Annotated in this window: 21 protein-coding genes; 9 read left to right on the top strand and 12 right to left on the bottom strand. The window is 36.2% G+C overall.

From position 1 onward, the window contains the following. Nucleotides 1-2: 2 nt before the first annotated feature. From DCS32_RS14320 to priA, 3 genes are all read left to right on the top strand, one after another. The gene (locus tag DCS32_RS14320; RefSeq protein ID WP_108878904.1) at nucleotides 3-566 is read left to right on the top strand and encodes a chalcone isomerase family protein; all 564 of its coding nucleotides are present in this window, start codon (nucleotides 3-5) and stop codon (nucleotides 564-566) included. Between the two features lie 108 nt (nucleotides 567-674). Beyond that, the gene (locus tag DCS32_RS14315) at nucleotides 675-1,103 is read left to right on the top strand and encodes a DUF2147 domain-containing protein (RefSeq protein ID WP_108878903.1); all 429 of its coding nucleotides are present in this window, start codon (nucleotides 675-677) and stop codon (nucleotides 1,101-1,103) included. 167 nt (nucleotides 1,104-1,270) lie between these two features. Beyond that, nucleotides 1,271-3,727 carry a primosomal protein N' gene (gene priA, locus DCS32_RS14310; RefSeq protein WP_108878902.1) on the top strand — a complete coding sequence of 819 codons (2,457 nt, stop codon included), beginning with the start codon at nucleotides 1,271-1,273 and terminating at the stop codon, nucleotides 3,725-3,727. Between the two features lie 90 nt (nucleotides 3,728-3,817). Here priA and DCS32_RS14305 read toward each other — a convergent pair whose 3' ends face one another. Further along, complete coding sequence (locus DCS32_RS14305; RefSeq protein ID WP_108878901.1) at nucleotides 3,818-4,519, bottom strand: LytR/AlgR family response regulator transcription factor; 702 nt, start codon at nucleotides 4,517-4,519, stop codon at nucleotides 3,818-3,820. 459 nt (nucleotides 4,520-4,978) lie between these two features. Here DCS32_RS14305 and rpsF point away from each other — a divergent pair, with 459 nt between their 5' ends. From rpsF to DCS32_RS14285, 4 genes are all read left to right on the top strand, one after another. Then, entirely contained in the window at nucleotides 4,979-5,320 is a 342-nt protein-coding gene (gene rpsF / locus DCS32_RS14300; RefSeq protein ID WP_013752084.1) for a 30S ribosomal protein S6, read from the top strand. A 3-nt stretch (nucleotides 5,321-5,323) separates the two neighbouring features. After that, complete coding sequence (gene rpsR / locus DCS32_RS14295) at nucleotides 5,324-5,620, top strand: 30S ribosomal protein S18 (protein WP_108878900.1); 297 nt, start codon at nucleotides 5,324-5,326, stop codon at nucleotides 5,618-5,620. Nucleotides 5,621-5,634: 14 nt separating this feature from the next. After that, nucleotides 5,635-6,087: a 50S ribosomal protein L9 gene (rplI, locus tag DCS32_RS14290; RefSeq protein WP_013752086.1), complete on the top strand. Its 453-nt coding sequence runs from the start codon at nucleotides 5,635-5,637 to the stop codon at nucleotides 6,085-6,087. Between the two features lie 98 nt (nucleotides 6,088-6,185). Continuing rightward, on the top strand, nucleotides 6,186-6,662 hold the full coding sequence (locus DCS32_RS14285) for a DUF6495 family protein (protein ID WP_108878899.1): 477 nt from the start codon (nucleotides 6,186-6,188) through the stop codon (nucleotides 6,660-6,662). Nucleotides 6,663-6,759: 97 nt separating this feature from the next. Here DCS32_RS14285 and DCS32_RS14280 read toward each other — a convergent pair whose 3' ends face one another. Then, nucleotides 6,760-8,070 carry a DEAD/DEAH box helicase gene (locus DCS32_RS14280; RefSeq protein ID WP_108878898.1) on the bottom strand — a complete coding sequence of 437 codons (1,311 nt, stop codon included), beginning with the start codon at nucleotides 8,068-8,070 and terminating at the stop codon, nucleotides 6,760-6,762. Between the two features lie 280 nt (nucleotides 8,071-8,350). Between DCS32_RS14280 and DCS32_RS14275 the strand changes: the two genes are divergently transcribed. Then, the gene (locus DCS32_RS14275) at nucleotides 8,351-11,569 is read left to right on the top strand and encodes a TonB-dependent receptor (protein WP_108879303.1); all 3,219 of its coding nucleotides are present in this window, start codon (nucleotides 8,351-8,353) and stop codon (nucleotides 11,567-11,569) included. 88 nt (nucleotides 11,570-11,657) lie between these two features. Here DCS32_RS14275 and trhA read toward each other — a convergent pair whose 3' ends face one another. From trhA to clpB, 7 genes are all read right to left on the bottom strand, one after another. Further along, nucleotides 11,658-12,305, bottom strand: coding sequence for a PAQR family membrane homeostasis protein TrhA (trhA, locus tag DCS32_RS14270; RefSeq protein ID WP_108878897.1), 648 nt, complete (start codon nucleotides 12,303-12,305; stop codon nucleotides 11,658-11,660). Then, nucleotides 12,305-13,033, bottom strand: coding sequence for a TlpA family protein disulfide reductase (locus DCS32_RS14265; RefSeq protein ID WP_162533669.1), 729 nt, complete (start codon nucleotides 13,031-13,033; stop codon nucleotides 12,305-12,307). The genes trhA and DCS32_RS14265 overlap by 1 nt, the downstream gene beginning before the upstream one ends. 853 nt (nucleotides 13,034-13,886) lie before the next feature. Further along, the gene (locus DCS32_RS14255; protein ID WP_108878894.1) at nucleotides 13,887-14,189 is read right to left on the bottom strand and encodes a type II toxin-antitoxin system RelE/ParE family toxin; all 303 of its coding nucleotides are present in this window, start codon (nucleotides 14,187-14,189) and stop codon (nucleotides 13,887-13,889) included. Then, nucleotides 14,189-14,407, bottom strand: a complete 219-nt coding sequence (locus tag DCS32_RS14250; RefSeq protein ID WP_108878893.1) for a hypothetical protein — start codon at nucleotides 14,405-14,407, stop codon at nucleotides 14,189-14,191. Before DCS32_RS14250 ends, DCS32_RS14255 begins: the two co-directional genes overlap by 1 nt. Nucleotides 14,408-14,691: 284 nt before the next feature. Next, nucleotides 14,692-15,177 carry a YcxB family protein gene (locus tag DCS32_RS14245; protein ID WP_108878892.1) on the bottom strand — a complete coding sequence of 162 codons (486 nt, stop codon included), beginning with the start codon at nucleotides 15,175-15,177 and terminating at the stop codon, nucleotides 14,692-14,694. Between the two features lie 256 nt (nucleotides 15,178-15,433). Continuing rightward, nucleotides 15,434-16,048 (bottom strand): hypothetical protein, encoded by a 615-nt coding sequence (locus tag DCS32_RS14240; RefSeq protein WP_108878891.1) that lies wholly within the window; start codon nucleotides 16,046-16,048, stop codon nucleotides 15,434-15,436. Nucleotides 16,049-16,257: 209 nt separating this feature from the next. After that, entirely contained in the window at nucleotides 16,258-18,864 is a 2,607-nt protein-coding gene (gene clpB / locus DCS32_RS14235; RefSeq protein WP_108878890.1) for an ATP-dependent chaperone ClpB, read from the bottom strand. A gap of 231 nt (nucleotides 18,865-19,095) precedes the next feature. Here clpB and ytxJ point away from each other — a divergent pair, with 231 nt between their 5' ends. Beyond that, nucleotides 19,096-19,488: a bacillithiol system redox-active protein YtxJ gene (ytxJ, locus tag DCS32_RS14230; RefSeq protein ID WP_108878889.1), complete on the top strand. Its 393-nt coding sequence runs from the start codon at nucleotides 19,096-19,098 to the stop codon at nucleotides 19,486-19,488. Here the strand turns inward: ytxJ and DCS32_RS14225 are convergent. The 3 genes from DCS32_RS14225 to DCS32_RS14215 form a co-directional block, all read right to left on the bottom strand. Beyond that, a complete protein-coding gene (locus DCS32_RS14225) occupies nucleotides 19,485-19,634 on the bottom strand; it encodes an SsrA-binding protein (RefSeq protein WP_108878888.1) in 150 nt (49 codons plus the stop codon). The genes ytxJ and DCS32_RS14225 overlap by 4 nt on opposite strands. A 68-nt stretch (nucleotides 19,635-19,702) precedes the next feature. Beyond that, complete coding sequence (locus DCS32_RS14220; protein WP_108878887.1) at nucleotides 19,703-20,887, bottom strand: hypothetical protein; 1,185 nt, start codon at nucleotides 20,885-20,887, stop codon at nucleotides 19,703-19,705. 846 nt (nucleotides 20,888-21,733) lie between these two features. Then, on the bottom strand, nucleotides 21,734-24,193 hold the full coding sequence (locus DCS32_RS14215; protein WP_108878886.1) for a M56 family metallopeptidase: 2,460 nt from the start codon (nucleotides 24,191-24,193) through the stop codon (nucleotides 21,734-21,736). Nucleotides 24,194-24,195: the final 2 nt, after the last annotated feature.

The following is a 24,195-nucleotide window of genomic DNA, read 5'->3' as shown; positions in this document are numbered from 1 at the left end:
TTATGAAAAAGTATTTATTAGCTTTAGTAGCCGTATGTAGTCTTACAGTTAGCCAGGCACAAACAGTAGTAGGAGATGCAACCTTACCTAACTCAGTAACAATGGGAGGTACAGAACTTATCCTTAATGGTGCTGGTATGAGAGAGAAGGTAGTATTTGACCTTTATGCTGGAGGATTATATCTAGTGTCAAAAAAGAGTGATGCAGCAGCTATTATCAATGCAGACGAGACTATGGCGCTTAAATTAGACATCGTTTCTGGAATGGTTTCTAGTAAGAAAATGATAGGAGCTGTAGATGATGGTTTTGATGCTTCAATGAATGGAAACACAAGTTCGCTAGATGCGAAGATTGAGCAGTTCAAAGGTTTTTTCAGCGATAAAATTGTAAAAACAAACGTTTTTGATATCGCTTATATCAAAGGAAAAGGAACTGTAGTTTACAAAAACGGAAAAGAATTAGGATCTATTGCAGGTCTTGATTTTAAGAAAGCTCTTTTCGGAATCTGGTTAGGTAACGACCCAGCAGATGATGATCTTAAAGATGCGATGTTAGGTAAAAACTAATAATCAAAATCATATTAAAAATGGCGATCACTTGTGATTCGCCATTTTTTATGCATTATAATCTCTCTGTAAATCAAATTAATTTTAGAATTTTAAAACTTGAATACTATGAAAAAACACATAACCCTACTTATGCTGCTATTTTTTGCAGTGAGCATACAAGCGCAACAAGGAACTATTTTTGGCCAATGGAAAACTATAGATGATGAGACTGGTGAGGCAATGTCTATCATAGAAATCTATAAAAAGGATGGTAAAGTGTTTGGTAAGATTATAGATATATTAAATCCAGCAAATCGTGACAAGACTTGTATTTACTGTAAAGGTGAAGATTATGATAAACCACTCATAGGTCTTGATATCATTAAGAATCTTGAAAAAGATGATGACGAATATGAGGGAGGAACTATTTTTGATCCAGAGAAAGGGAAGGAGTATAAAGCTAAACTGTGGATTGACGAGGATGATAAAAATGTCTTAAACGTTCGTGGTTATATAGCATTCTTGTTTAGAACGCAACAGTGGGTAAGACGTTAATGATGTTGCTGTTTAATATAGAAAGCCGTTTCTTTTGGGAGCGGCTTTTTTTACGCTTTCGCGAAAGCGTATGTCAAACATTAATGGTCTTTTTATTGACGATAAGCTCCTACGTTTGATCTGCTTCTGTAACTTTGTATATTCATACTTTCTTATCATAATTTGCTATGCCTTATTTTATTGATGTTATACTTCCTATCCCTGTAGAGAATACGTTTACGTACTTCGTCTCTGAGGCAGAGTTTAACTATATTCAAAAAGGGATGCGGGTTGCTGTTCCTTTTGGAAAAAAGAAAGTATATGCTTCTATTGTAAAAAACAAGCACCAGGTGGCGCCTACAATTTATGAAGCCAAGGAAATACAGCAAATTCTAGATGAGGACGCGATAGTCACTGAAGAGCAGCTCAAATTCTGGAGTTGGATTGCAGATTACTATATGTGTACCGAAGGAGAGGTCATGCGCGCTGCACTCCCTAAGGCTTTCTTACTGGAAAGCGAGACTGTGATAAGACTTAAGGAAGATGGCTTTGATATAGATGAGACATCGCTTAAGGATGATGAGTTTCTCATATATGAAGCATTACAGCATCGTTCAGAATTAAAGGTTCATGAGGTGATGGATATTCTAGACAAGAAAAAAATTCTTCCTTCTATACAGCGTTTAATTGATCAAGGTTTGATCGAGATGCAAGAAGAGATTTATGAGCAATATGTACCTAAGCTTGTAAAATTTATCACTATTGCCCCAGCATACGAAGGCGAGGAGGGACTTACAACTGTACTAGAGGAATTGTCACGAGCTCCAAAACAACGAGAGATGGTGCTCACATTTTTCTCGCTTAAAGCGAAAACAAATAAACCAATATCATCTCAGGACTTACAAAAAGCATCTAGCGCTACTGCTAGTCAGCTCAAGGCGCTTGTGGATAAAGGTGTTTTTCAAACCTATCAAAAACGACAGGACCGTGTAGGTTTTGACGGCGAAGTTTTTGAAACAAAGGTTCTCAACGAATATCAGCAAACGGCTTATGATGAAATAAAAAGTCATTTTGAAACAAAAGATGTCGCCCTGTTGCATGGAGTAACTGCATCGGGAAAGACAGAAATATATGTGCAGCTCATAGAAGAGATGCTTGATTCTGGTAATCAAATACTGTATTTACTTCCAGAAATAGCACTTACTACGCAGTTGATAACCAGGTTGCAAACCTACTTTGGTGAGCGCGTAGCGATTTTTCACTCCAAATACTCCGTAAACGAGCGAGTAGAGGTGTGGAATAATGTATTGAAAAAGCTAGATAAAGCTCAAATTATTATAGGGGCACGTAGTGCACTTTTATTACCCTTTAGAGACTTAAAATTTATAGTAGTAGATGAGGAGCATGAAAGTAGTTTTAAGCAATACGACCCTGCGCCTAGATATCATGCTCGTGATGCTGCTATTGTGCTAGGAGCAATGTTTAAAGCAAAAGTATTACTTGGGTCTGCAACGCCATCTATAGAAACAGTATACAACGCACAGCAAGGGAAATATGGTTATGTGTCTTTAAAACAAAGACATGGAGGTATTTTAATGCCTGAGATTAATCTTGTAGATATTAAGGAGAAAAGCAAAAAGCGTGAGATGACGGGTCACTTTTCTGACACCTTAATACGCGCAATTACAGATGCACTAGCACTAGGGGAGCAGGTAATTCTCTTTCAAAACCGTAGAGGTTTCTCACCTATACTAGAATGTACTACTTGTGGTCACGCGCCACAATGCCCTAATTGTGATGTAAGTCTTACTTATCATAAATACAGGTCACAGCTACGTTGTCATTATTGTGGTTATAATATCGCTTTACAACAGAAATGTATGGCTTGTGGAAGCGCAGAGCTTACTACTAAGGGTTTTGGTACAGAGCAAATAGAATTAGAACTCAAAGAGCTATATCCAGATAAATCTATTGCAAGAATGGATTCTGATACTACTAGAGGTAAGTATGGATTTGAAAAGCTCATTACTGTCTTTGAGCAAGAGCAAATAGATATTCTTGTAGGTACGCAAATGCTAACTAAAGGTTTAGACTTTAGAAATGTGACTCTTGTGGGTATTATGAATGCAGATAGCATGCTCAATTTTCCAGATTTTAGAGCACATGAACGTAGTTACCAGTTGATTGCACAAGTGTCGGGTAGGGCAGGGCGAACAGAAAAGCAAGGTAAAGTACTCGTGCAGACTTATAATCCTTACCATCAGATCCTACAGCAGGTTTCTGCAAATAAGTTTGAAGAGATGTACAAGGAGCAATTAGAAGAACGACGTAATTTTAAGTATCCACCTTTTCATAGATTGATACGTATTACTTTAAAGCATCGAGATTATCAAAAAATAGAAGAGGCGAGTATCTGGCTCGCAAAAGCATTGCGTCAAACTCTAGGAGCAGACGCGGTATTAGGTCCAGAGACACCTTCTGTAGCAAGAATACGTAACCAGTACAGACGTAATGTATTAATTAAGATAAGCCGCCGCCAGAAACTTTTAGAAACAAAGAAGGCTATAAAGCGTGTTGTCACTAGTTTTAATGCAATCGCTCCTTACAGAAGTGTACGGCTTGTGATAGATGTGGATTGTTATTAGATAAAATTTTCACTTCATATTAGATGTAAAAAATCCCACTCAACGAGTGGGATTTTCAATTTTACATTTATTTTTTCGTCTAACGTCCTCTTATGCAGACAATGCATCTATAAGTTCTGACTTTTTATGTCTTGATAAAGGAATTTTCTCTCCGTCTATCTCAATATTTCTACTATTGTATTTATCTACCTTGTCTATATTAATAATATAAGACTTATGTATACGCATAAAACGTTCCGGTGGTAATTGTGCTACAAATGATTTCATCGTTGCAAGTACAACAATAGGATCATGCACAGTAACTAATTTTACATAATCTCCAAGAGCAGTGATATATTTAAGCTCATTGAGCATCACTTTCTTTTTCTTTAGGTTACTTTTTACAAAGATATAGTCATCATCTTCTACAGCACCTTCAGTTTTAAGTTTATGTAGACTTATGGCTTTGTAAACAGCATTTGTAAAGCGATCCTTAGTAAGAGGCTTACGTAAGTAATCGATTGCGTTATAATTGAAAGCTTTGTAAGCGTATTTTGTTTTACCTGTTACAAAAATAATCTGTGGCTTATGGATAAGATCATCAAGTAAGTCAAATCCAGATAGGATAGGCATTTCTATATCGAGAAAAAGACGGTCTACTTTAGTCTCGATAAGGCCATTTTTAGTTTCTATGGCGTTATTATATTCGGCAACTAATCGTAAATTAGGGTGATCATTAATCATCTTTACGATAGCTAGACGTTGTAAACTTGAATCATCTACAACTGCGCAGTCTAATAGTACTCCTTCCACAGCGATTATTATTTAATTAGGTTAAGTTCATCAATATTAGACAAAAATAACCTATTTACCAACAAAAACATGACTTTCATCGGTTATTCGTGTGATTGGTCGAATGATTTTTCCTTTATTCTCATAGCTATTGGTGAATTTAACGTCTTAATCGATAAAAAAATGACTATTGGCGATTAGCTGTCTATTTCTAAGATAATAGTAGCTATACATTCTTGCATTTAGACTACAAGTGTAACTTAACTATCTTAAAAATTCTTCCATTGGTAGCTCTATAATATGTATCCTTATTATATAGTAATTGCTTGGATTTATAAATTCACTTTTCGCGAAAGCAACACCATGAAAATGAACCTATTTAAAAAGTATGTTTTATTTTAAATTTATAAACAAATTGCTATTTGAATATTAAAAGTAAATCGTTACTTTTGCACTCATTTTTAATTTAACTCATATTATATGAACCATTACGAAACTGTTTTCATCTTGAATCCCGTTTTATCTGATGATCAGATAAAGGAAACAGTAAAGAAGTACGAAGGTCTTCTTAAAGAAAAGGGCGCTAAGATGATTAGTAAAGAGGATTGGGGCTTAAAAAAGCTTGCATATCCTATCCAAAACAAGAAAAGCGGTTTTTACCACTTACTTGAATTTACTGTTGATGGACAAGCTATCAATGATTACGAACTAGCTTTTCGCCGTGACGAACGTGTGATGCGTTACCTTACGGTAACACTTGATAAGCACGCGATCTCGTGGGCTGAAAGAAGACGTGAAAAACTAAAAAAGCAAAAAGCGTAAGTTATGGCATCTTTACAACAACAAGCAAAAGGAAAGAAGGACGGAGATATCAGATATCTTACGCCTCTTAACATTGAGACTAACAAAGCAAAGAAGTACTGTCGTTTTAAGAAATCTGGTATCAAGTATATCGATTACAAAGATGCAGACTGGCTAGCAGGTTTTGTAAACGAGCAAGGTAAATTGTTACCTCGTCGTCTTACAGGAACTTCTTTAAAGTACCAACGTAAAGTGTCTGTAGCAGTAAAACGCGCACGTCACCTTGCATTGATGCCTTATGTAACTGATTTATACAAATAGAAACTAGATAACAGATGGAACTTATATTAAAGAAGGACGTTGAAAATCTAGGATTTGCAGACGATCTAGTAGAAGTAAAAAACGGATACGGTAGAAATTACCTAATTCCTAACGGTCATGCTGTACTTGCAACGCCTAGCGCAAAGAAAGTACTTGCAGAAAACCTTAAGCAACGCGCTCACAAAGAACAAAAATTTGTGGACGATGCACAGAAGCAAGCAGATAAACTTAACGGACTTGAAGTTAAGATTACTGCAAAAACTGGAGATGGAGACAAGCTTTTTGGATCTATTAACAATGCAGACGTTGCAGAATACCTAGCAAAAGAAGGTGTTTCTATCGATAAGAAATTTATTTCAATCGCAGGAAACGTTGTAAAACGTTTAGGTAACTATGAAGCAAAAGTACGTTTCCACAAGAATGTGGTAGCTACACTTCCTTTTGACGTAGTAGCAGAGGCTAACTAAGTCATTAGACATTATATGAAAAGCCGTTCTTACATCGTAAGGACGGCTTTTTTATGAAATTTATTTTTTAATACGCTTACGCGAAAAAGTGATTCACAATGAAATACGCTCGCCTTACAAAAGAACAACTAGAAGAACTAAAGCCAGAATTTATAAATTTTCTAGCAACGCAATCTATCACTGGTGATGAATGGGCAACCATTAAAGAGAAACAACCACAAGTAGCCGAAGAGGAAATAGATGTTTTCTCAGATCTTGTGTGGGAAGGTGTGCTTACCAAAGCACAATACCTAGAGCACGTATCTCCTAACCAGATGCACTTATTCTTACTAGGAGAAAATAATATGTCACTTATTGCTGTAAAAATCAATAAGGAAGATATAGACATCACCACTGCCGAAGGCTATGCATGGCTTAAAGAAAACTTAGGGGATGATGATGTTGTCTTTATGAGTGCAAGCAAAGATTATAGCGCAGATCGCAATGCAGATAAGTTTAAACTTATAAGTGAAGGTGCTGTAATAACTCGAGGAGACCTTTATAAATGGTTTGCTCGCTTTGTAGATGTAAAGTAATTCTTATCGCCCAAATTAGTTATCATTAAAAAAGGATTGTAAAGACTACTCATAAAACGTAGTTTTTACAATCCTTTTCTGTTATACAAAGACTTCTCTAAGCGTGTTGTATTCTTAATTTTGCTTTTTTAAGTCGCTTGTTATCTAGTCTCTTTATCATTTCTTCTGCGATACTTTTATGTACAGCTACAAATGATTGTGTGTTTTTTACCTCTATAGTTCCTAGGTGTGCTCTGTCTATGTTTCCTTCTTTAAAAAAGAAACCAGCAATATCACCTTTAGAAATCTTATCCTTACGCCCTCCAGAAAGTTCTAAAGTATGCCACTGTGATCCATCAGGAATACCTTTATCATGTATAAACTCTTCACCCATTTGTGGCATAAACTCTGGAAGTTTCTCATCTTTCCAGTGTAATACATATGCAGTTCCTTCAGATTGCATACGAGCAGTACGACCATTACGGTGTGTAAACTCTTCTGCGTGAATAGGTAAGTGGTAGTGAAGTATAAATTTTATTTCTGGCACATCGATACCACGGGCCGCAAGGTCTGTAGCAAGTAGTAATTGGTGCGTGCCATTACGAAATTTAAGTAACGACAGCTCTCGCTCTCGTTGCTCCATCCCACCATAAAAAGTCCCGTGAGCAATACCACGATCACTAAGGTATTCACTTATACGTGCGATTGTTCCTTTAAAGTTGCAAAAGATAATCCCAGGCTGATCGCCTAGATGACATAATGTTTTCACAAGCATGTCAAGCTTATCTTTATCTGGCGATACAATAGCTTTTAGCTCAAGTTTTGATCCTCCTTGATGCAAGTAATCTACTTCTACTGGAGAAGTAAGGCCTACAAACTTTGGAATATCTATTCCCTGTGTTGCAGAGGTAAGCACTTTCTTTTCTAGCGCTGGTAAAAAACTAATGATTTCTGTCATTTCACCTTCAAAACCTACTTCTAGCGACTTGTCAAATTCATCTAGAACTAATGTTTTAATATAATCTGTAGAAAAAGTTTCTCTTCTTAAATGGTCTGCTAGTCTACCAGGTGTCCCTATTAAAATAGCTGGGCGATGTTTTATAGCTTGTCTATCTGTATTAAAACTTTGCCCTCCATAAGCCGCGTGTATTTTATATCCAGTCCCCATATTGCGAGCCACGTTTTCTATCTGGATAGCGAGTTCTCGAGAAGGAACTACGATAAGTAATTGTACTTCTTCAAAGTCTGGATCAAGCGCTTCTATTACAGGTAATAAAAAAGCGAGTGTCTTACCCGTACCTGTAGGAGATAGTAATATCACCTCTCTTGCAGATTGAATTGCGAGTTGAGCTGCCTCTTGCATCTCATTGAGCGTCTTTATCCCTAGCTTATCAAGGATTTGTTTTTGCGTTTTTTGATTACTTGTCATAGACTGCAAAGATAATTATTCATTTATGAGATATCATCTTTTATAGAGTTCATGTGTTAGGAGTTGCTTGTGTATTAAATAAGTTATTTTAGAAAATTTTGGATTGATATTATGTTAATGATCAGGTATTATTGATGTTTTTTATGATTGTTTTACGCTTTCGCGAAAGCGAGCCAATAAAGTATTGAACAATTGTTAAGAAAATGCTAAAGAAATGTTACTAAAATGAATGTATTCTTTGATTTACTCTAGTATTTTTACGGAAACAAATTCAAACTTTATGTTCAAAAATTTTTTCTTTTTAATCGTAGTACTTGGCGCTTTTAGTTTGCAGGCACAAGTAACTACTTCCTCTATTTCGGGAGTAGTAAATGGAGGTAGCGAGACTTTGCCAGGAGCAAACGTACTTGCAGTACACACTCCTACAGGTACAAAGTATGGTGCTATTACAGACTTTGATGGTCGTTTTAGTCTATTAAATCTACGTGTGGGTGGGCCATATACAATCACCATGAGTTATGTAGGATTCCAAAGTCAAGAGTTTACAGGTGTAAATCTTAACTTAGGTGAAACGTACAATGTTGAAGTAACGCTGAGCGAAGATAGTAATGCGTTAGAAGAAGTAGTGATTACGGGTTCTCGTAATAATACTTTTAGTGATGGACGCACAGGTGCAGCGACAAATGTAGGTGAGAGACAATTAAAGTCACTTCCAACAATATCTAGATCTGCAGCAGATTTTTACCGTTTAGAGCCTAGTGCTTCTAGTAACGGATCTTTTGGAGGACGTAACGATCAGTACAATAACTTTAGTCTTGATGGGGCGGTTTTTAACAACCCATTTGGACTTGATGCTGCGACTCCAGGAGGACAGACAGGTTCTCAACCTATTTCTCTTGATGCTATTGAGCAAATTCAAGTAAGTACAGCTCCTTATGATGTAACGCTTTCTGGATTTACAGGAGCTTCTGTAAATGCTGTAACTAAGAGTGGATCGAATGAAGTAAAAGGAACTGTTTACGGTTTTTACAGAAATGAAGATCTTACAGGTGGTAAAGTTGCTGGAGATGATGTTTTTAAAGCAGATCAAAGCCAGAATACTTATGGTATCTCTATAGGAGGGCCCATCATCAAAAACAAACTATTTTTCTTTGCAAACTTTGAAAAGGAATCTAGATCAGATCTTGGAGCTCCATGGGCACCTAACAGAAATACCGGAGCTATTAATGAGTCCCGAGTATTACCAGCAGATCTTGATGCTGTTTCTGCTGCGCTAGGAAGTATCCAGTATGCAGATGGTTCTTTTTATGAGCCAGGAAGATATGAAGGGTTTAACTTTGATGCAGGTTCTACAAAAGCACTTTTTAAATTAGATTGGAACGTGAATGATAAGAACCGTGTAGCACTTGTTTACAACTTACTACGCTCTTCTAAGGAAAATCCAGCAAACCCAAATGCTATTGCATTGCGTGGACCTAACCAGACTACATTGCAGTTTGAAAATGCAGGATACGAAATTAACAACAACATAGATTCTTTCCAGTTTGAGTGGAATAGCGACATTGCTAGTAACATCTCAAACAAATTACAAGTAGGTTACACGTTCTTTGATGATTTTAGAAAGCCTTTTTCTACACCAGGTCCATCTATAAACATTACAAAAGGAGGACAAAACTATATCATAGCAGGTCATGAGCCATTTTCAATTTCAAATGTACTTGAGCAACAAGTTTTCCAAATCACAAACAACTTGAATATTGTTTCTGGAAGTCACACATTTACTTTAGGTACGTCATTTGAGAAATTTAGCTTCTACAACTCTTTTAACTTAACAGGATACGGTTTTGATTTATTCGGAAGTGTAGCAATCGATCAAGACATGGATTTTGATGGTGATGGAGTACTAGATACAGATTATGTAAATGATACAACGGGAGAAACTGATCTTGTCGCTTTTCAAGATTTCTTAGTAAACCAATATCAAGGTACATTCTTATCTGCAGAGGCAGAATTTAACGAGAATAATGGTCTTCCTATTGGTGATCCACAAGGTTGGGCTCTTGCCGAAACTAATGTAGGGCAGTTCTCTCTTTATGGACAAGATCAATGGAAAGCAACAGATGATTTAACGCTTACACTAGGGCTACGCCTTGATAAGCCTTTATATTTTGACACAGAAGATAAAATTCAAGAGAACATTGATCGTAAAGGAACATATCAACCAGAAAATGTTTATGTAGATCCATCAACTGGAGAAGACATCTTATTGGACAGTACGGTACTTCCAGATAATGGATTCTTATTCTCACCTAGATTAGGTTTTAACTGGGATGTAGAAGGAGATAAGACATTCCAAGTACGTGGAGGAACAGGTATATTTACAGGTCGTTTTCCTTTTGTATGGTTAGGTAACCAAGTACAAGGCGTTGACTTTTTCTTTTACCAAACGGTAGATCAAGATTTCAAATGGCCACAAGTGTGGAGATCTAACATTGGTGTTGATTACCGCTTAGAAAATGGAGTGGTACTTACAGGAGATTTCTCTTACACAAAAGATCTTAACGCAGCACACGTTCAAAACTGGGCACTAGATAACCCATCTGCTACGTTAGAAGGAGTTGATAACAGACCTATCTATCAAGCTTCAGATTTTTCTACTAATGCCTTTGGAGGACCTACAAATGCGTATGTATTTACAAACTCTGATAATGGTCGTACAATCAACGCTACATTAAAAGCAGAAAAATCATTTGGTAACGGACTTTATGCAAGTGTAGCATATAACTACCTAGATTCTAAAAATGTAAACTCTATCGATGCAGAGATTACTGGTGATGCATTTAATGCAAATGCAATACGTGGTAATGCAAATGACGCAGTGTTATCGAACTCACGATATGGTGATCAGCACAGAGTAATTGCTGTAGCTTCAAAGAAGTTTGAATATGGCGATGGCAAGTTTGCTACTACCATTTCTACATTTGCAGAGTGGGCTAGAGGAGGACGTTTTAACTATACCTATGCTGGAGATGTTAATGGTGACGGAAGTAACTTTAACGACCTTATTTACATCCCAACTGCTGGAGAAGTAACACAGCAAAATTTTGCTACTCCAGAGCAAGCAGCAGCATTTAATCAGTACATCGAGCAAGATGATTACTTAAGTGATAATCGTGGTCAGTATGCAGAGCGTTATGGAGCACTTGCACCATGGAGAAGCCGTGTAGATTTCCGTTTATTACAAGATTTTAATTTTGATGTAAAAGGAAAGAAAAACACCATCCAGTTTAGTGTAGACGTTCTTAACTTAGGAAACTTTATCAATTCTGATTGGGGACTAGTTGAGCAACCTAACAGTATCCAGCCGGTAAGTGTAAGCGTTGCAGACGGTGTACCTACATACACATTCAACGAAGAGCTTACGCAAACATTTGGAACAGATGCAAGTCTTTTAAACAGATGGCAAGCACAATTAGGACTACGTTATATCTTTAACTAAGCTATTGTAGATTCTTATTATTATTATTATTAGCAATAAAAATGCCCCTCATTGAGGGGCATTTTTTGTTTTATAATCTTCGAAAGGTTTAAACTCCTACGTAGTTGTAAACTGCAATAAAGTGAGAGGCTGTGCCTCCCAAGACAAATACATGAAAAATAGCATGGTTATAAGGAATGCGAGAAATGCTGTAAAGTACAGCACCTATCGTATATAAAATACCTCCAGTAAAAAGCCATTGCACTCCAGCTGGATCAAGATTTGCTAGTAATGGTTTGTATGCAAAAACGATAAGCCAACCCATTGCTACATAAAGAATGGTAGAAAGAATATCAAATCGTCCTGTAAAAAAAAGTTTTAAAATAATACCGAATAAAGCGATAGACCATGCAATCCCAAAAATCCACCATCCAGTACTTCCTTCTAAAGTTACGAGTGTAAAAGGTGTGTAAGTTCCTGCAATGAGTACGTAGATTGCCGCGTGGTCAAAAATCTTTAATCTAGCTCTACGTATTGGTTTTACAGCACTGTGGTAAGCCGTAGAGGCAAAATACAGCACAGACATGCTAACTCCAAAAATAATGAGACTAACGGTTGCTGTGATTGATACGCTTTCGCGAAAGCTTAAAAAACCCAAAGCAATCAAACTTGCTACAAAACCAAATCCATGTGTCCATACATTGAGTTTTTCCTCAAGTGGGGAGTAATCTGGAGTTGGCTCTACGATGTTTTCCATTAGTTATCTGCTAAAAGATAGTCAAGATGTTCCTTAAGGATTTCTGTAACCTCTGCTGCTGGACCTCTGCCTTGAGCCATTACCGCATTTTCTACAAAGCGTACGGTACCATTGCGATCCATAAATACGAGCTTAGGATATGTGTTGGTTTTCAAATCTTGCTTTAAATAGCTGGCACCATCTACTAGGTGCTCAAAGTCAAACGGTTTCTTAGTTAAAAAATCGTCGATTTTACTTTTTGGCTCAAAAGTGATAGCGACAAAATTTACGCGATCTTCATACTGTTTCTTGAGATCATTGAGATAAGGTATCTCTGCGATACAAGGAGGGCAGCTCGTAAACCACAAGTTAATGAGTGTGATTTTATCATTATAACTCTCCTTAGACTTAAGCCCATTTGTAAGATCTTGCAGCTGAAAGTCGGGTAGAGGTTTATTAATTAATCCATTTACTCCTACATTAATATCTAGAGGCGCGCTATTAGATTGCGACAGCATCACCTCGACCTCTTGTATAATGGAGTCTTGTCGCACACGAGAATGGCGAACTTTAAAGTTGGCTTTTGTGTATTTCCAGCTTCCTTGCGCACCGTAAACCTCTTCTATAGATTTTAGTTTGGCTTGAAAGCTTTCCTCGTCATAGGTGTCACCTTGAAAGGTATAGTAGTTTTGTTGAGCGCTTAAAGAGAACGCAACAAATAGTATAAATAGGAATGGAATGTTTTTCATGGTATATGTATGAGTTACAAAGATAGTTAATGGTAACAAACGTTTTCTTATATACATTTATCGTGCCTTAGTGGGGGTTAGGGGGATTTTGTTACGATAGTTTAGGACACTATAAATTTTGATTTTGTTTCTAACTGAGTTCTTTATTGCCAATAGTTTTTTCTTTTTATTGCGTTAATATTGTTTGCTTTTGAAAATAATTATAATTAGAGGAAATAAAGTCAGAATCAATAAATTCCCAATTCCAGGTGAAAAATCCTGAATTGGAAATGATAACGAAAATACTGCTCCAATAAAGTAAAGAATTGAGAAAACAATAAACAAAATCAAAAATGTATTTCTCCAAATAGTTTTTTTAGAAAGTTGAAATCCGATTGTTAAAATCAGAATTGGTAAATAAAATACAATCAGGTCAATTTCTTTAAACACAAAATTTGGAATCCAATGTAATTCTTCCGTTTCGTAGTTATGTCCAAAAGAGTAAGAATTGGGAACAATTAGAATCAGAAATACGATTAGGTTCAAAATACTAACAGTTTTATTTTCCTTTATGTAATTCCAGATTTTAATCATCATTTCAATTTATTACCAACAGGCCCCTAAATAAAGACAATTTAACTCCAACAACTATTGGTTGTGCAAGTAAGCCTATCGCGTAGTTCTTTAATTGATTATTTAAATATACAGATATTTGCGTTTTCACGCATCGCATAGACAGTTTTCAATTTTCAGTGTAATCGGGACGCTTCATGTATTGTCATGTCTAACTGCAATGACAATTGAACTTTCTATAATTGAAACCTGTGCTTTTTGGCAATCAGCCGTAGCAGTTTTATGTATGCTGAGTTGTATTTTAAATATCCTTTCTTAGTTTGTCAGGATTTTGTCTTGTGTCAAAAATTGTAATTATTTCAATTTCGTTTAGATTTGTCGAAATTCTATAATAAAAGGTAGTTTGTTTTGTTACAACACACTTATACAGGGCTTTGAGATCTGAAGATTGAGGGCAGCTTTCTAGTTGATAAGAAATCTGTTTAATTTTTACAGTTAGTTTTTCAATAAACTTATCACGCGTTTTTAGATTCCAAGTTTCTAAGAGATATTCGGAGAGTTTCAGGAGTTTTCTTTCTGCTAATTCAGATAAGAATACTTCCATTAAGAAATCTTTTTCAAGAATGAATCATAAGAAACTCGCTTTCCGTGATCAAGCTGATTGATCCCTTCTTTAATTTCATCTTTTTCAGAAGTAGTTAATTCATTCCAAAAATCAACTTTTTCAGCATTTACAAAGTCAGCTACTTTTTGAATAAAATCACTATTTTCTATCGCTAAGATAGTTTTTACCAATTCAATTTTTGTTGATTGAATATCCATATTAATTGAGTTAACTAATCAAATATACAAAAAGAGTTTTTATCAGTTTGCTGAGTGATTATGCATCCCAACAGTTCCCTATAAAAGCAAGCGCATCTCCCGATAGCTATCGGAACTTCTAATATTCCTGTTCTATTATTTTTTAATTGATCGTTTATATACAAGTATTTAAGAAGGATGATGCTTTCGCGGAAGGGTAAATTGGAGAGGGCTCTGCGATGTGAATTATGGATCAAAATTAGCTTAAAAGCTTGTACTGAGCCCAGCCGAAGTAGGCTTGTTTTTTAACTTAGTTCTTTGTTGCCTGTATTGTTTTTCAGTTTATTCAGAATATCGATTTCGTTCGATTCCAAAAGTTTTATTGGTAAATAAATTCCTTGTTTTGATTTCGTTTTGAGAGCGTAATATGTTTTCCTTTTCAGAACTGTTTTTAAGTGAGAGTAATCTAATTCAGATTTACTTTTGTCTGATTCAATAATAATTTTGTCAGGATTAATTGTGTAGTCAAGGTCAAAATTCTGAAACCAAGACTTTTGGGTTAGAATAATAATCAAAGGTTTTAGCATATAGTAAATTCCAAAAAAAATCATAAATCCAGAGTATCCAATTCCAGGTTTTGTATTGCCATTATAATACAAGTTTAGACCCATTATCAATATCAATGGTCCAGCTACAATTCTTAAGATTGAGAAGAAAATTCCGTAACCAAAATAATATTCATTAAGAAATATTTTTATTCTTTCAAATTGTGATAATTTTTCTTTGTTCAATGCGTTTGGTTTAAATTGATGGCAACAGGTAACTACACAAAGCGAGTTCGGTGCGGTACTGCCTATTTGATTGTTTTTTAATTTATGATTTAAATATACAAGTATTTGAGAAAGATAATGCTTTCGCGAAAGCTTAAAGTCAGGAAAAACCTTTAATGAAAATTATAGGTTAAAATCAGCTAAAAAACTTGTAAAGAGCGCAGATGAATTAGGCTTATTTTTTGACTCAGTTCTTTGTTGCCCACAGTAATTATTGCTATTGGTTTGGGTAAAATTTATCTAAAGCTTGTTTTAAATGATTAAGTTCATTTCGTTTTAGTTTTCTCTCATATTCGCCAATATTTGTATATATTTTTACCATTAAACCTTTAATTTTTTTATCAAATTCTTTGCGTGATTTGGTAGTTTCTTTCAAGTTAAATACATACCAATATAAAGTACCAATAAATTCAGTTGGTAATTCTAACAACTTTTTCCTTACGTTTATTATTTCATTGTTACTGTTTTGATTTATAATGTCTTTTTCCATTTTGTACGAAAAAGTCTTGATTTCATATTGTTTTATTGTGTTCTCATTATCCGTTATCATTTGAGCTGGAAAAATATCCAAATGCTTACGATGTTTCAATGAAATACTTTTAACAGTAATATCAGTTTGTGAAAGATTTTCCAATTTTACTGATAGGCGTGAAGGTAAATAACCTTTTGGATTGTGTGATAAACTACAGGCCTGAGCTATGCTCAAATCGACATTTAAGATTTTTAGATTTTTAGATTTTTTCTTGTCAATTAGTTGCTTTAGATAGTAGCCTATTACTCCGGATATTATTGAAAGAGTGAATGTTAATAATGTATATAAATATTTATCCAATGTTTTGATTGTTTTAGTTTATTGTGGTCAACAGCCCTCTACATAAGCCCAGTGCGGTGCAGTAGTGCCTATTTTAATTGATTTCCTAAATATACACTTATTAGTGTATTCGTCACCGCATAAAGAGCCGTAAAAACTTACTAGTCAGGCCATAAAAAAAGTGGATACCTATCTCTAGATATCCACTTTACATGATCGTCAATCAATCTTTATTCTTCTTCTCCTGTGCGTTCTCCTTCGTTTCTAAAGACGAGTTTGTCGTCAAAGGAGTCTACGAGTATCACGCTGTCTGATGCTACTTTACCGCTCAAAATTTCTTTTGATAACTGATTAAGCACTTCGCGTTGCATAGCTCTCTTCACAGGTCTTGCACCATATTCTGGCTGGAAACCTGCTTCGGATATAAAGTCTATTGCCTGTTTTGTGGCGTCTAGCGTAATATTTTGCTGTGCAAGCATTTTTTGAATCCCTTTAAACTGCAACTTCACAATATCCCGAATGTCTTTTCGCGTAAGCGGACTAAACATTACAATGTCATCTATTCTATTTAAGAACTCTGGACGTATGTTTTGTTTTAATAAGCCAAGAACATCAATCTTTGCAGATTCCATCGCAGCATCTACATCTGGAATCGCCTCAAAACGCTCTTTTATAATATGACTACCCATATTTGAAGTCATAATGATAATGGCATTTCTAAAGTCGGCAGTGCGGCCTTTATTATCTGTAAGTCTACCTTCATCAAGCACCTGTAATAACACGTTAAACGTATCTGGGTGTGCCTTCTCAATCTCATCGAGCAACACCACAGAGTAAGGACGACGTCGCACGGCCTCCGTAAGCTGGCCACCTTCATCATAACCTACGTATCCTGGAGGCGCTCCCACCAGACGGCTCACACTGTGACGCTCTTGATACTCACTCATATCAATGCGCGTCATTGCATTCTCATCATCAAAGAGGTACTCTGCCAGTGCTTTTGCAAGTTCTGTTTTACCTACACCGGTTGTTCCTAAAAATAAGAACGAACCAATTGGCTTCTTTTGATCTTGTAAACCTGCACGGCTGCGTCGTACGGCATCACTTACGGCAACAATAGCCTCACGTTGTCCCACTACACGTTTGTGCAACTCGTCTTCTAACTTGAGTAACTTCTCACGTTCTCCCTGTAGCATTTTTTGTACAGGGATTCCTGTCCATTTTGCAACCACCTCTGCAATGTCTTCGCTAGTTACTTCTTCCTTAATAAGCGAAGTATCTGCTTGACTTGCAAGATCCTTTTGTAGCTCCTCAAGATGCTCTTGAGCTTCTTTTATTTTACCATAACGTAGCTCTGCTACTAGCCCATAGTTTCCTTCTCGCTCTGCTTTTTCGGCTTCTAGCTTGTAGTTTTCTATGTCTTGCTTAGCATTTTGTACACTCTCTACAATATCCTTTTCAGATTGCCACTGTGCGTTAAGATCGTTGCGCTCCTCCTTAAGGTTTGCTAGATCTGCACGCAGGCTTTTGAGCTTATCTTCATCTTTCTCACGCTTTATAGCCTCGATCTCAATCTCTAGCTGCATCACACGACGGTCTAACACATCTAGCTCTTCTGGCTTAGAGTTGATTTCCATTCGCATTTTCGCGGCAGCTTCATCCATCAAGTCAATCGCCTTGTCTGGTAAAAATCTGCTCGTAATATAGCGCTGTGATAACTTTACAGCAGCAATAATTGCATCATCCTTAATACGCACCTTGTGGTGTGTCTCATACTTGTCTTTGATACCACGTAAGATAGAAATCGCACTCTCTGTATCTGGCTCATCTACGGTTACCTTCTGGAATCTACGCTCTAGGGCCTTATCTGCTTCAAAGTATTTTTGATACTCATCAAGCGTGGTTGCACCTATGGCACGTAATTCTCCACGAGCAAGCGCAGGCTTAAGAATGTTTGCCGCATCCATTGCGCCTTGACCACCTCCAGCACCTACAAGGGTGTGTATCTCATCTATAAAGAGTACGATATCGCCATCACTTTCTGTTACTTCTTTTATAACCGCTTTAAGACGTTCTTCGAATTCTCCTTTAAACTTTGCACCAGCAATAAGCGCTCCCATATCAAGGGCAAATATTTGCTTATTCTGCAAGTTTTCTGGAATGTCGCCATCTACAATTCTATGCGCAAGACCTTCGGCGATGGCGGTTTTACCAGTACCTGGCTCTCCTACGAGAATAGGATTGTTCTTGGTACGACGCGTTAAGATTTGTAATATGCGTCGTATCTCTTCATCACGTCCTATTACAGGATCTAGCTTTCCATTACGAGCAAGCTCATTTAAGTTTTTTGCGTATTTATTTAAAGAATTATAAGTTTCTTCGGCGCTTTGAGAAGTCACACGATTTCCTTTACGTACTTCGTCAATCGCGGCACGTAAATGCTTTTCTGTCACTCCTTGATCTTTTAAGATTTGAGCTACTTTACTTTTTGTTCCAAAAATAGCGAGTATCAAATGCTCTATAGAGACATACTCATCGTTCATTTTTTTAGCAATAATACTAGCCTCCGTGAGTGCTTTATTTGCCTCACGACCTAGTAGAATATCACCTCCTGATACTTTTGGGTAGCTTTGTAACGTGCTATCTAAAACTTGCTGGAATAACGGAATATTTACATCTAGCTTTTGAAGTAAGAATGGAGTAACATGCTCATCTATTTCAAAAATAGCTTTAAAAATATGCTCGTTTTCTATTTGCTGGTGACCCATTTCTTGCGCAATTTGCTGCGCTCTCTGGATGGCTTCCTGCGATTTTATGGTATAATTATTTAGATTCATAGTATATGTTTAAAAGACGTATAAAGAGAGAAATGCATCTCTAGATTGTCTTGATTTATATTAATTCTTAAATGCAATAGTCAATTATTATTCCACAGGAGTTTGTAGACAAAATGTCTTGTAAGCTCTTATTTTAGCTGACTTTATGACTTATTTAAGAACTATTTTACGCTTTCGCGAAAGCGTAACACAGACACAACGACTACCTTTGTAAAAAAGAACTTAATTACAATGGGAATATTCAATTCAATGTTTGGAGGAGATAAGGAGCCAAAAGAGAAAAAAGCGCCTATGCCTTGGAAGCAATTAACCACTTTAGAGCAACTCGATCAAATCGCAAAAGATTCTGAAACGAAGCCACAGGCAATTTTTAAACATTCTACAACGTGCGGTATAAGCCGTATGGTAATACGCCAGTTAGAATCTCAGTACGATATTGACCCTAATCAATTAGATATTTATTATTTAGACCTTAAGGCGTACAGAGAAGTGTCTAACGAAGTAGGATATAAATTTCAAGTAATACACCAGAGTCCACAGATGATTTTAATAAAGAATGGGACAGCTGTATATTCTGACAGCCACGGAGCGATAAGCGCACAAGCACTCGCCGAAAAGATTTAACCTAACGCTCTTTTTGTAACCCAGATTCTATACCCGATAATAGCAAGCTGTACTTTACTAGCTTTTGTAAGGTCAAGACCACGTTTTGAATAGGAGGGAAGTACTGCCTTGTTAACTTTGGCAAGAATTTTATAGAGTGTTTGCATACCGTCAAAAGTAGCTAAAAAACAAAGCCGTAACGCATAGCGTTACGGCTTTTATCTATTTTTAAAGACTAGTTGTTATTTCTTAAAATAATGTCTTTTATACGATTTTTGAGGTCTTCACCAGCGTCGTACACCATTTGCTCATTAGTAGGAAACGGGACTGCTCTATTGCGAGTACGCTCATAAAGCTCATCTTCTAGTGCTCTTCTATCACCTCTATAAGTGGCATATCTGTGATCAAAAATAAACTCAGATGCTAGTGGAAGCGATTGTAGAACCTGATTTGTGTTGCCATCAGAATAGCGCACACGGCCTACTACATTTACCGCTTTGTTTTGGATAAACTCAAAGTACGTGCAACGTACCGTAATCATATTGTCTACCAGAACCTTCTCACCCTCATCATCATAAACCACATTACCATCTTCATCTTTTAAAACGATGGTTCCATCTTTAATGAGTTTTTCTTGTTGCACCTCTCTTTCTTTAATGCGCTCTGGTGAAATATTAATCTCTGTAAAAGCAACTTCCATATTATAGTCGTAGGATACATCATTAAGCGGATTGCTATGATACACGGTCCAGAAATCGTTAAGGCCATAGGTAGAGAAATCTAACAACTTGTTTTCTAATCGTACTGGTAACGCTATATTGCTATCATTAAATAAAGTCACGGCAACAAAGTCTGTCCCTTTAAGATGTACAGATTCCATCACGTTTTTGATGTCTTTATAACCTGGTTTAAGCGTATTTAAATATGCTAGATCATCATAAATATTACGATAATCCACTTTTGAAGATGCTGTGATAATAGCATCAAGGCTACTGTTATATAACGAAGCAGCTAGCTTTTCTTTAGAAGATATAAGTTTGTCTGTATAGTTTACAAAGTCAAAACGAGCAGTTCTATTCTCATCAATTACCTGCAAAGGTAAGATAGGTCTTATACGATCTTGACGTCTTTGTAACGATACATAAGTCTCATATATTTCTTCAAGATTTGCTTCCTGATTTTCTTTTACGAGAAATGAAATACGATCTGCATCGCGAGCAGATGCTTTTGCAAAGGCATCTTCAAGGAGAAGCACGAAGTCTTGCTTATTCTTTTTGTCTGGATTGCGTTGCAATTTCTTAAGAGTGATGGCGATGGCATCATCATAATTACCACTGTTAAGTGTTGCAGCAGTCTTTTTTACCGAATTGCAGCTTACTACAAATACGGTAGTAAGGATTGCGAGAAATACATTTTTCATCGTACAATGGGTATTGATTGGTGATGACAACTCCAACGAGCGTGCCAAAATTATAAAAGCCCAAATGTAGCTGAAAATATACTACTGGAAAGAATTGGTTGGATGTGATTAGTACGCCTTCGCGAAAACGTGCTATATCTAAAGTAAGTTTTATAAAAACACACACAGAGCAGGCCTTAACTCGGCGGTGTGAAGAGGTCAAATGTTTATCCGAAGATAAGTTCTAGTGCAGTGATGATAATTTGGATCATGATTGATAGTTTTTGATTGATTAGTAAAAATTGATTGATGATTTATGATTGATGAATGTTGGAGTGATTAGTTTCCTAAATGCAAGAATGTGGTTACTATATAAGAGATACTAAGGCTCACCATGAAGATGGTATAGATTCCTAATACTTTGTTTGTTTTTTACTTGCGGCTTGTTGTTTACTTGCGTTTTCATAATAGATGTTTTTGATTGTTACTAGATACGTTGTTTGTTATTGATGAAGCAAAGAAGTCACCTTGAGCGCAGTAAAACAAATTGAAAAGAAGTTTTTAATGAAATTAACGTGAATATTATAACTACAATAATGTAATTGATTAAAATATGTAATCCCGATGTCTTCAAGTTGGTTAATATATGTTAGTCTAAATACTATTAACCATTCATTGTGTTAGTTCTGTAGGGACTTTATGAGCAGATTAAAATTTTTGTAGAGAAATTATGACTCATTTTAACCGTATTAATCCGATTCCATCATTTTGGAGTGAATTTTCACAAGTGGTAGTTGGAAAAAAACAGCGCATAAAAAAAGTCCGCTTTCTGATTGAAAGCGGACTTTTAAAATATTATGAGTTTAATTAATCTTTGGTTTTAACGAGTATTACTCCGTTTTTTCCTGCCTGTCCATAGAGTTCAATTGCTTTTTCACCATTGACAACTGACAAGCTTACAATATCATTTGGATCTAAATTCTCAAAATTTCCTGAAGTAAGTAACTTTCCATTGATATAGATAATAGGTTTATCAGAGGAGCCAGTTTTAATAATCCCATCCTTAGGTACCATATTCATTACTTCGTCTTTGCTCTTGTCATCTACTGTAAAGTAACCTTTTTTCAAAAGCTTTTTATAGAGTGGATTATCTTCATTTATTTGTTTTCCCCAACGATCATAGAAAATCTTGGACCCTTCAGGGCTAACCACAAAGTAGTAAGTTTTATCATCAAGTGTTAAGTAGCCCACTCTTTGTTGTCTGCTATTTTTATAATTTTCCCTATCGCTTTTTGAACTATCACGTCGCTCTTTCATTTGCATTTTCATACTATCACGTCGTGATAGCATATTTTGCCTCATAGAGTCTACTTGAGCTCTTCCTTTTAGACTTCTACGCCCTTCCATACGAGCGAGCATGTCTTGCTTGCGTGCTTCCATATTTTTATGCATACTGTCTCTGCTAGTTATCATTGAGTTGCGTCGTTCTTCTAAGCTAACTCTCCTGTTGTCATATGTATCTCCAGTATTGTTCTCCATATTGACATTTCCCATGCCTGTACTACCGTCAGCATTGCGATATATATAAATGTCGCTGATAGGATTAGAGCTCTTTAAAGTGTAATTCTTATTATTCCCATTCTCATCTTTAAGATTGACCGAAATTTTTTCTATTTCTAGATTTCTATTTCTCTTAATGCCACTTACCTTCAGAGTAGCCTTGTGCTTTTCTCTCATTACCTTAATGAGCGCATCAATCTCATTATCCGTTGTATTTTTGGTAATAATATAGCTATAAGTTTCTTGTACTATACGCGATACTACTCGTGTGGTGTCTGCCTTGGGACTGTTATGTACAATAAGAGCGCCGTCTTGAGCCTTAGTACCATATTTCTTGACAGCTTGTGTAGGAGTGAGCGTTGTGATACTATCAGCAGTAAAACTCTTTTTTCTATTTTCATCTCTTACGATGTTATTATTAACGACTATTACGGGGTTAGAACCTAGGGCTTCATTAGTAATATTATCTTCTTCTGCTGCTGTTATTTTATCGTCTGTAATTGTTGTCTTGTTTGGAGTGATGTTTATAAATGTGCCATCTTTTTGCTCCATGATTACAATCTCCTTTTCGGTATTAACCATAAGGCTATAGCCATCCCACTGGTTAATTTCTTTAGAATTAAAAGAAAGCTTATTTACAAAACCTTCGTTCTCGTCAAATTGTACCTGCAACGTAAACGCTGACAAGTCATTTTCGGATGTAAAGCTTCTTTTTGAAAATTTGATTGCGACTTCTTTCCAATGGTCTGTGACATACTTTTCTATTCTGTCTAGTTTGTCATTTGTGGTTTCACGATCTATAAAGAAGACATCTCTTCCTTTATTAGTCGGGTTTTTAGTTGTTTCCGCTTTCGCGAAAACGGTATTATCCTCTTCAACATAAGTGACTACTTCTTTTACATTAAAAGAATATAGAAAGAAAGAGACGAGCGGGATGATTAATCCCAGTTTCCAAAGATGGTGTTTACCTGATTGTGGTGTGTTGAGCATAACGATTCGTTTTTTGATGAATGATTGATAAAATTTATTAGTAAGCGCTGGTCGAATGGAGGGAGATGAAACCTTAACTAGTGAACGTTGATATTGCTGCGGATTATTAATGTGCTGGATAGCATGAGCATCTGCAATGTATTCTAAGTTCTGTTCTAGACTCTGCTTATACAACCACGCTAGCGGATTGCACCAGTGCAATGCCAATATAATTTGCGTGATGAGAATATCTATGGAATGGCGTTGTCCTGCATGAATTTGCTCGTGAGCTAATATCATCTCGAGTTCTTCTATCGTATGAAGCTCGGGATTATATACGATATACGAGAAGAAGGAAAAGGGTGCTATATTATTCGTGACAGTAACATAAGTGTATGCATTCCTTTGTACCACAGTTCCGGAAGAAATGAGATTTTTAAGGGAGAATAGTTGCACACCTAATCTAATACACATGACTATAACGCCTACAATATATATAAGCAATGCAATTTGCCACCAATCAATTGTTGGCACCTCTGCTGTGGTTACCGTAGGAAGATATTCAACTTGCGATAATGGAACTACATTTGCAGTATCAAAAACTGGCTGTGAAGGCAATACGATTTCTGTAACTTGAGTAAATTCTAAAAAAGGTAGCGTGAGCGCTGCAATGATACCAGCAATGAGAAAATGCCTGTTTGCTGTAAAGAGCGTGTTTTTGTGCAAGATGGAAATGTATATCACATAAAACAAGGATAGAATTCCAATACTTCTTGCTATTAAAATAAGGATTTCCATAA

The sequence above is a fragment of the Dokdonia sp. Dokd-P16 genome (genome assembly GCF_003095655.1).
GTDB lineage: Bacteria > Bacteroidota > Bacteroidia > Flavobacteriales > Flavobacteriaceae > Dokdonia.
The sequence above is the reverse complement of the archived record's forward strand: the minus strand, read 5'-3'. Positions and strand labels throughout refer to the sequence as shown.

What these genes read in the sequence shown, in the direction of transcription:
- DCS32_RS14320 (WP_108878904.1), top strand. Translation starts at nt 3, where the DNA reads ATGAAAAAGTATTTATTAGCTTTAGTAGCCGTATGTAGTCTTACAGTT.
- DCS32_RS14315 (WP_108878903.1), top strand. Translation starts at nt 675, where the DNA reads ATGAAAAAACACATAACCCTACTTATGCTGCTATTTTTTGCAGTGAGC.
- priA (WP_108878902.1), top strand. Translation starts at nt 1,271, where the DNA reads ATGCCTTATTTTATTGATGTTATACTTCCTATCCCTGTAGAGAATACG.
- rpsF (WP_013752084.1), top strand. Translation starts at nt 4,979, where the DNA reads ATGAACCATTACGAAACTGTTTTCATCTTGAATCCCGTTTTATCTGAT.
- rpsR (WP_108878900.1), top strand. Translation starts at nt 5,324, where the DNA reads ATGGCATCTTTACAACAACAAGCAAAAGGAAAGAAGGACGGAGATATC.
- rplI (WP_013752086.1), top strand. Translation starts at nt 5,635, where the DNA reads ATGGAACTTATATTAAAGAAGGACGTTGAAAATCTAGGATTTGCAGAC.
- DCS32_RS14285 (WP_108878899.1), top strand. Translation starts at nt 6,186, where the DNA reads ATGAAATACGCTCGCCTTACAAAAGAACAACTAGAAGAACTAAAGCCA.
- DCS32_RS14280 (WP_108878898.1), bottom strand. Translation starts at nt 8,070, where the DNA reads ATGACAAGTAATCAAAAAACGCAAAAACAAATCCTTGATAAGCTAGGG.
- DCS32_RS14275 (WP_108879303.1), top strand. Translation starts at nt 8,351, where the DNA reads ATGTTCAAAAATTTTTTCTTTTTAATCGTAGTACTTGGCGCTTTTAGT.
- trhA (WP_108878897.1), bottom strand. Translation starts at nt 12,305, where the DNA reads ATGGAAAACATCGTAGAGCCAACTCCAGATTACTCCCCACTTGAGGAA.
- DCS32_RS14265 (WP_162533669.1), bottom strand. Translation starts at nt 13,033, where the DNA reads ATGAAAAACATTCCATTCCTATTTATACTATTTGTTGCGTTCTCTTTA.
- DCS32_RS14255 (WP_108878894.1), bottom strand. Translation starts at nt 14,189, where the DNA reads ATGGAAGTATTCTTATCTGAATTAGCAGAAAGAAAACTCCTGAAACTC.
- DCS32_RS14250 (WP_108878893.1), bottom strand. Translation starts at nt 14,407, where the DNA reads ATGGATATTCAATCAACAAAAATTGAATTGGTAAAAACTATCTTAGCG.
- clpB (WP_108878890.1), bottom strand. Translation starts at nt 18,864, where the DNA reads ATGAATCTAAATAATTATACCATAAAATCGCAGGAAGCCATCCAGAGA.
- ytxJ (WP_108878889.1), top strand. Translation starts at nt 19,096, where the DNA reads ATGGGAATATTCAATTCAATGTTTGGAGGAGATAAGGAGCCAAAAGAG.
- DCS32_RS14225 (WP_108878888.1), bottom strand. Translation starts at nt 19,634, where the DNA reads ATGCAAACACTCTATAAAATTCTTGCCAAAGTTAACAAGGCAGTACTT.
- DCS32_RS14220 (WP_108878887.1), bottom strand. Translation starts at nt 20,887, where the DNA reads ATGAAAAATGTATTTCTCGCAATCCTTACTACCGTATTTGTAGTAAGC.
- DCS32_RS14215 (WP_108878886.1), bottom strand. Translation starts at nt 24,193, where the DNA reads ATGGAAATCCTTATTTTAATAGCAAGAAGTATTGGAATTCTATCCTTG.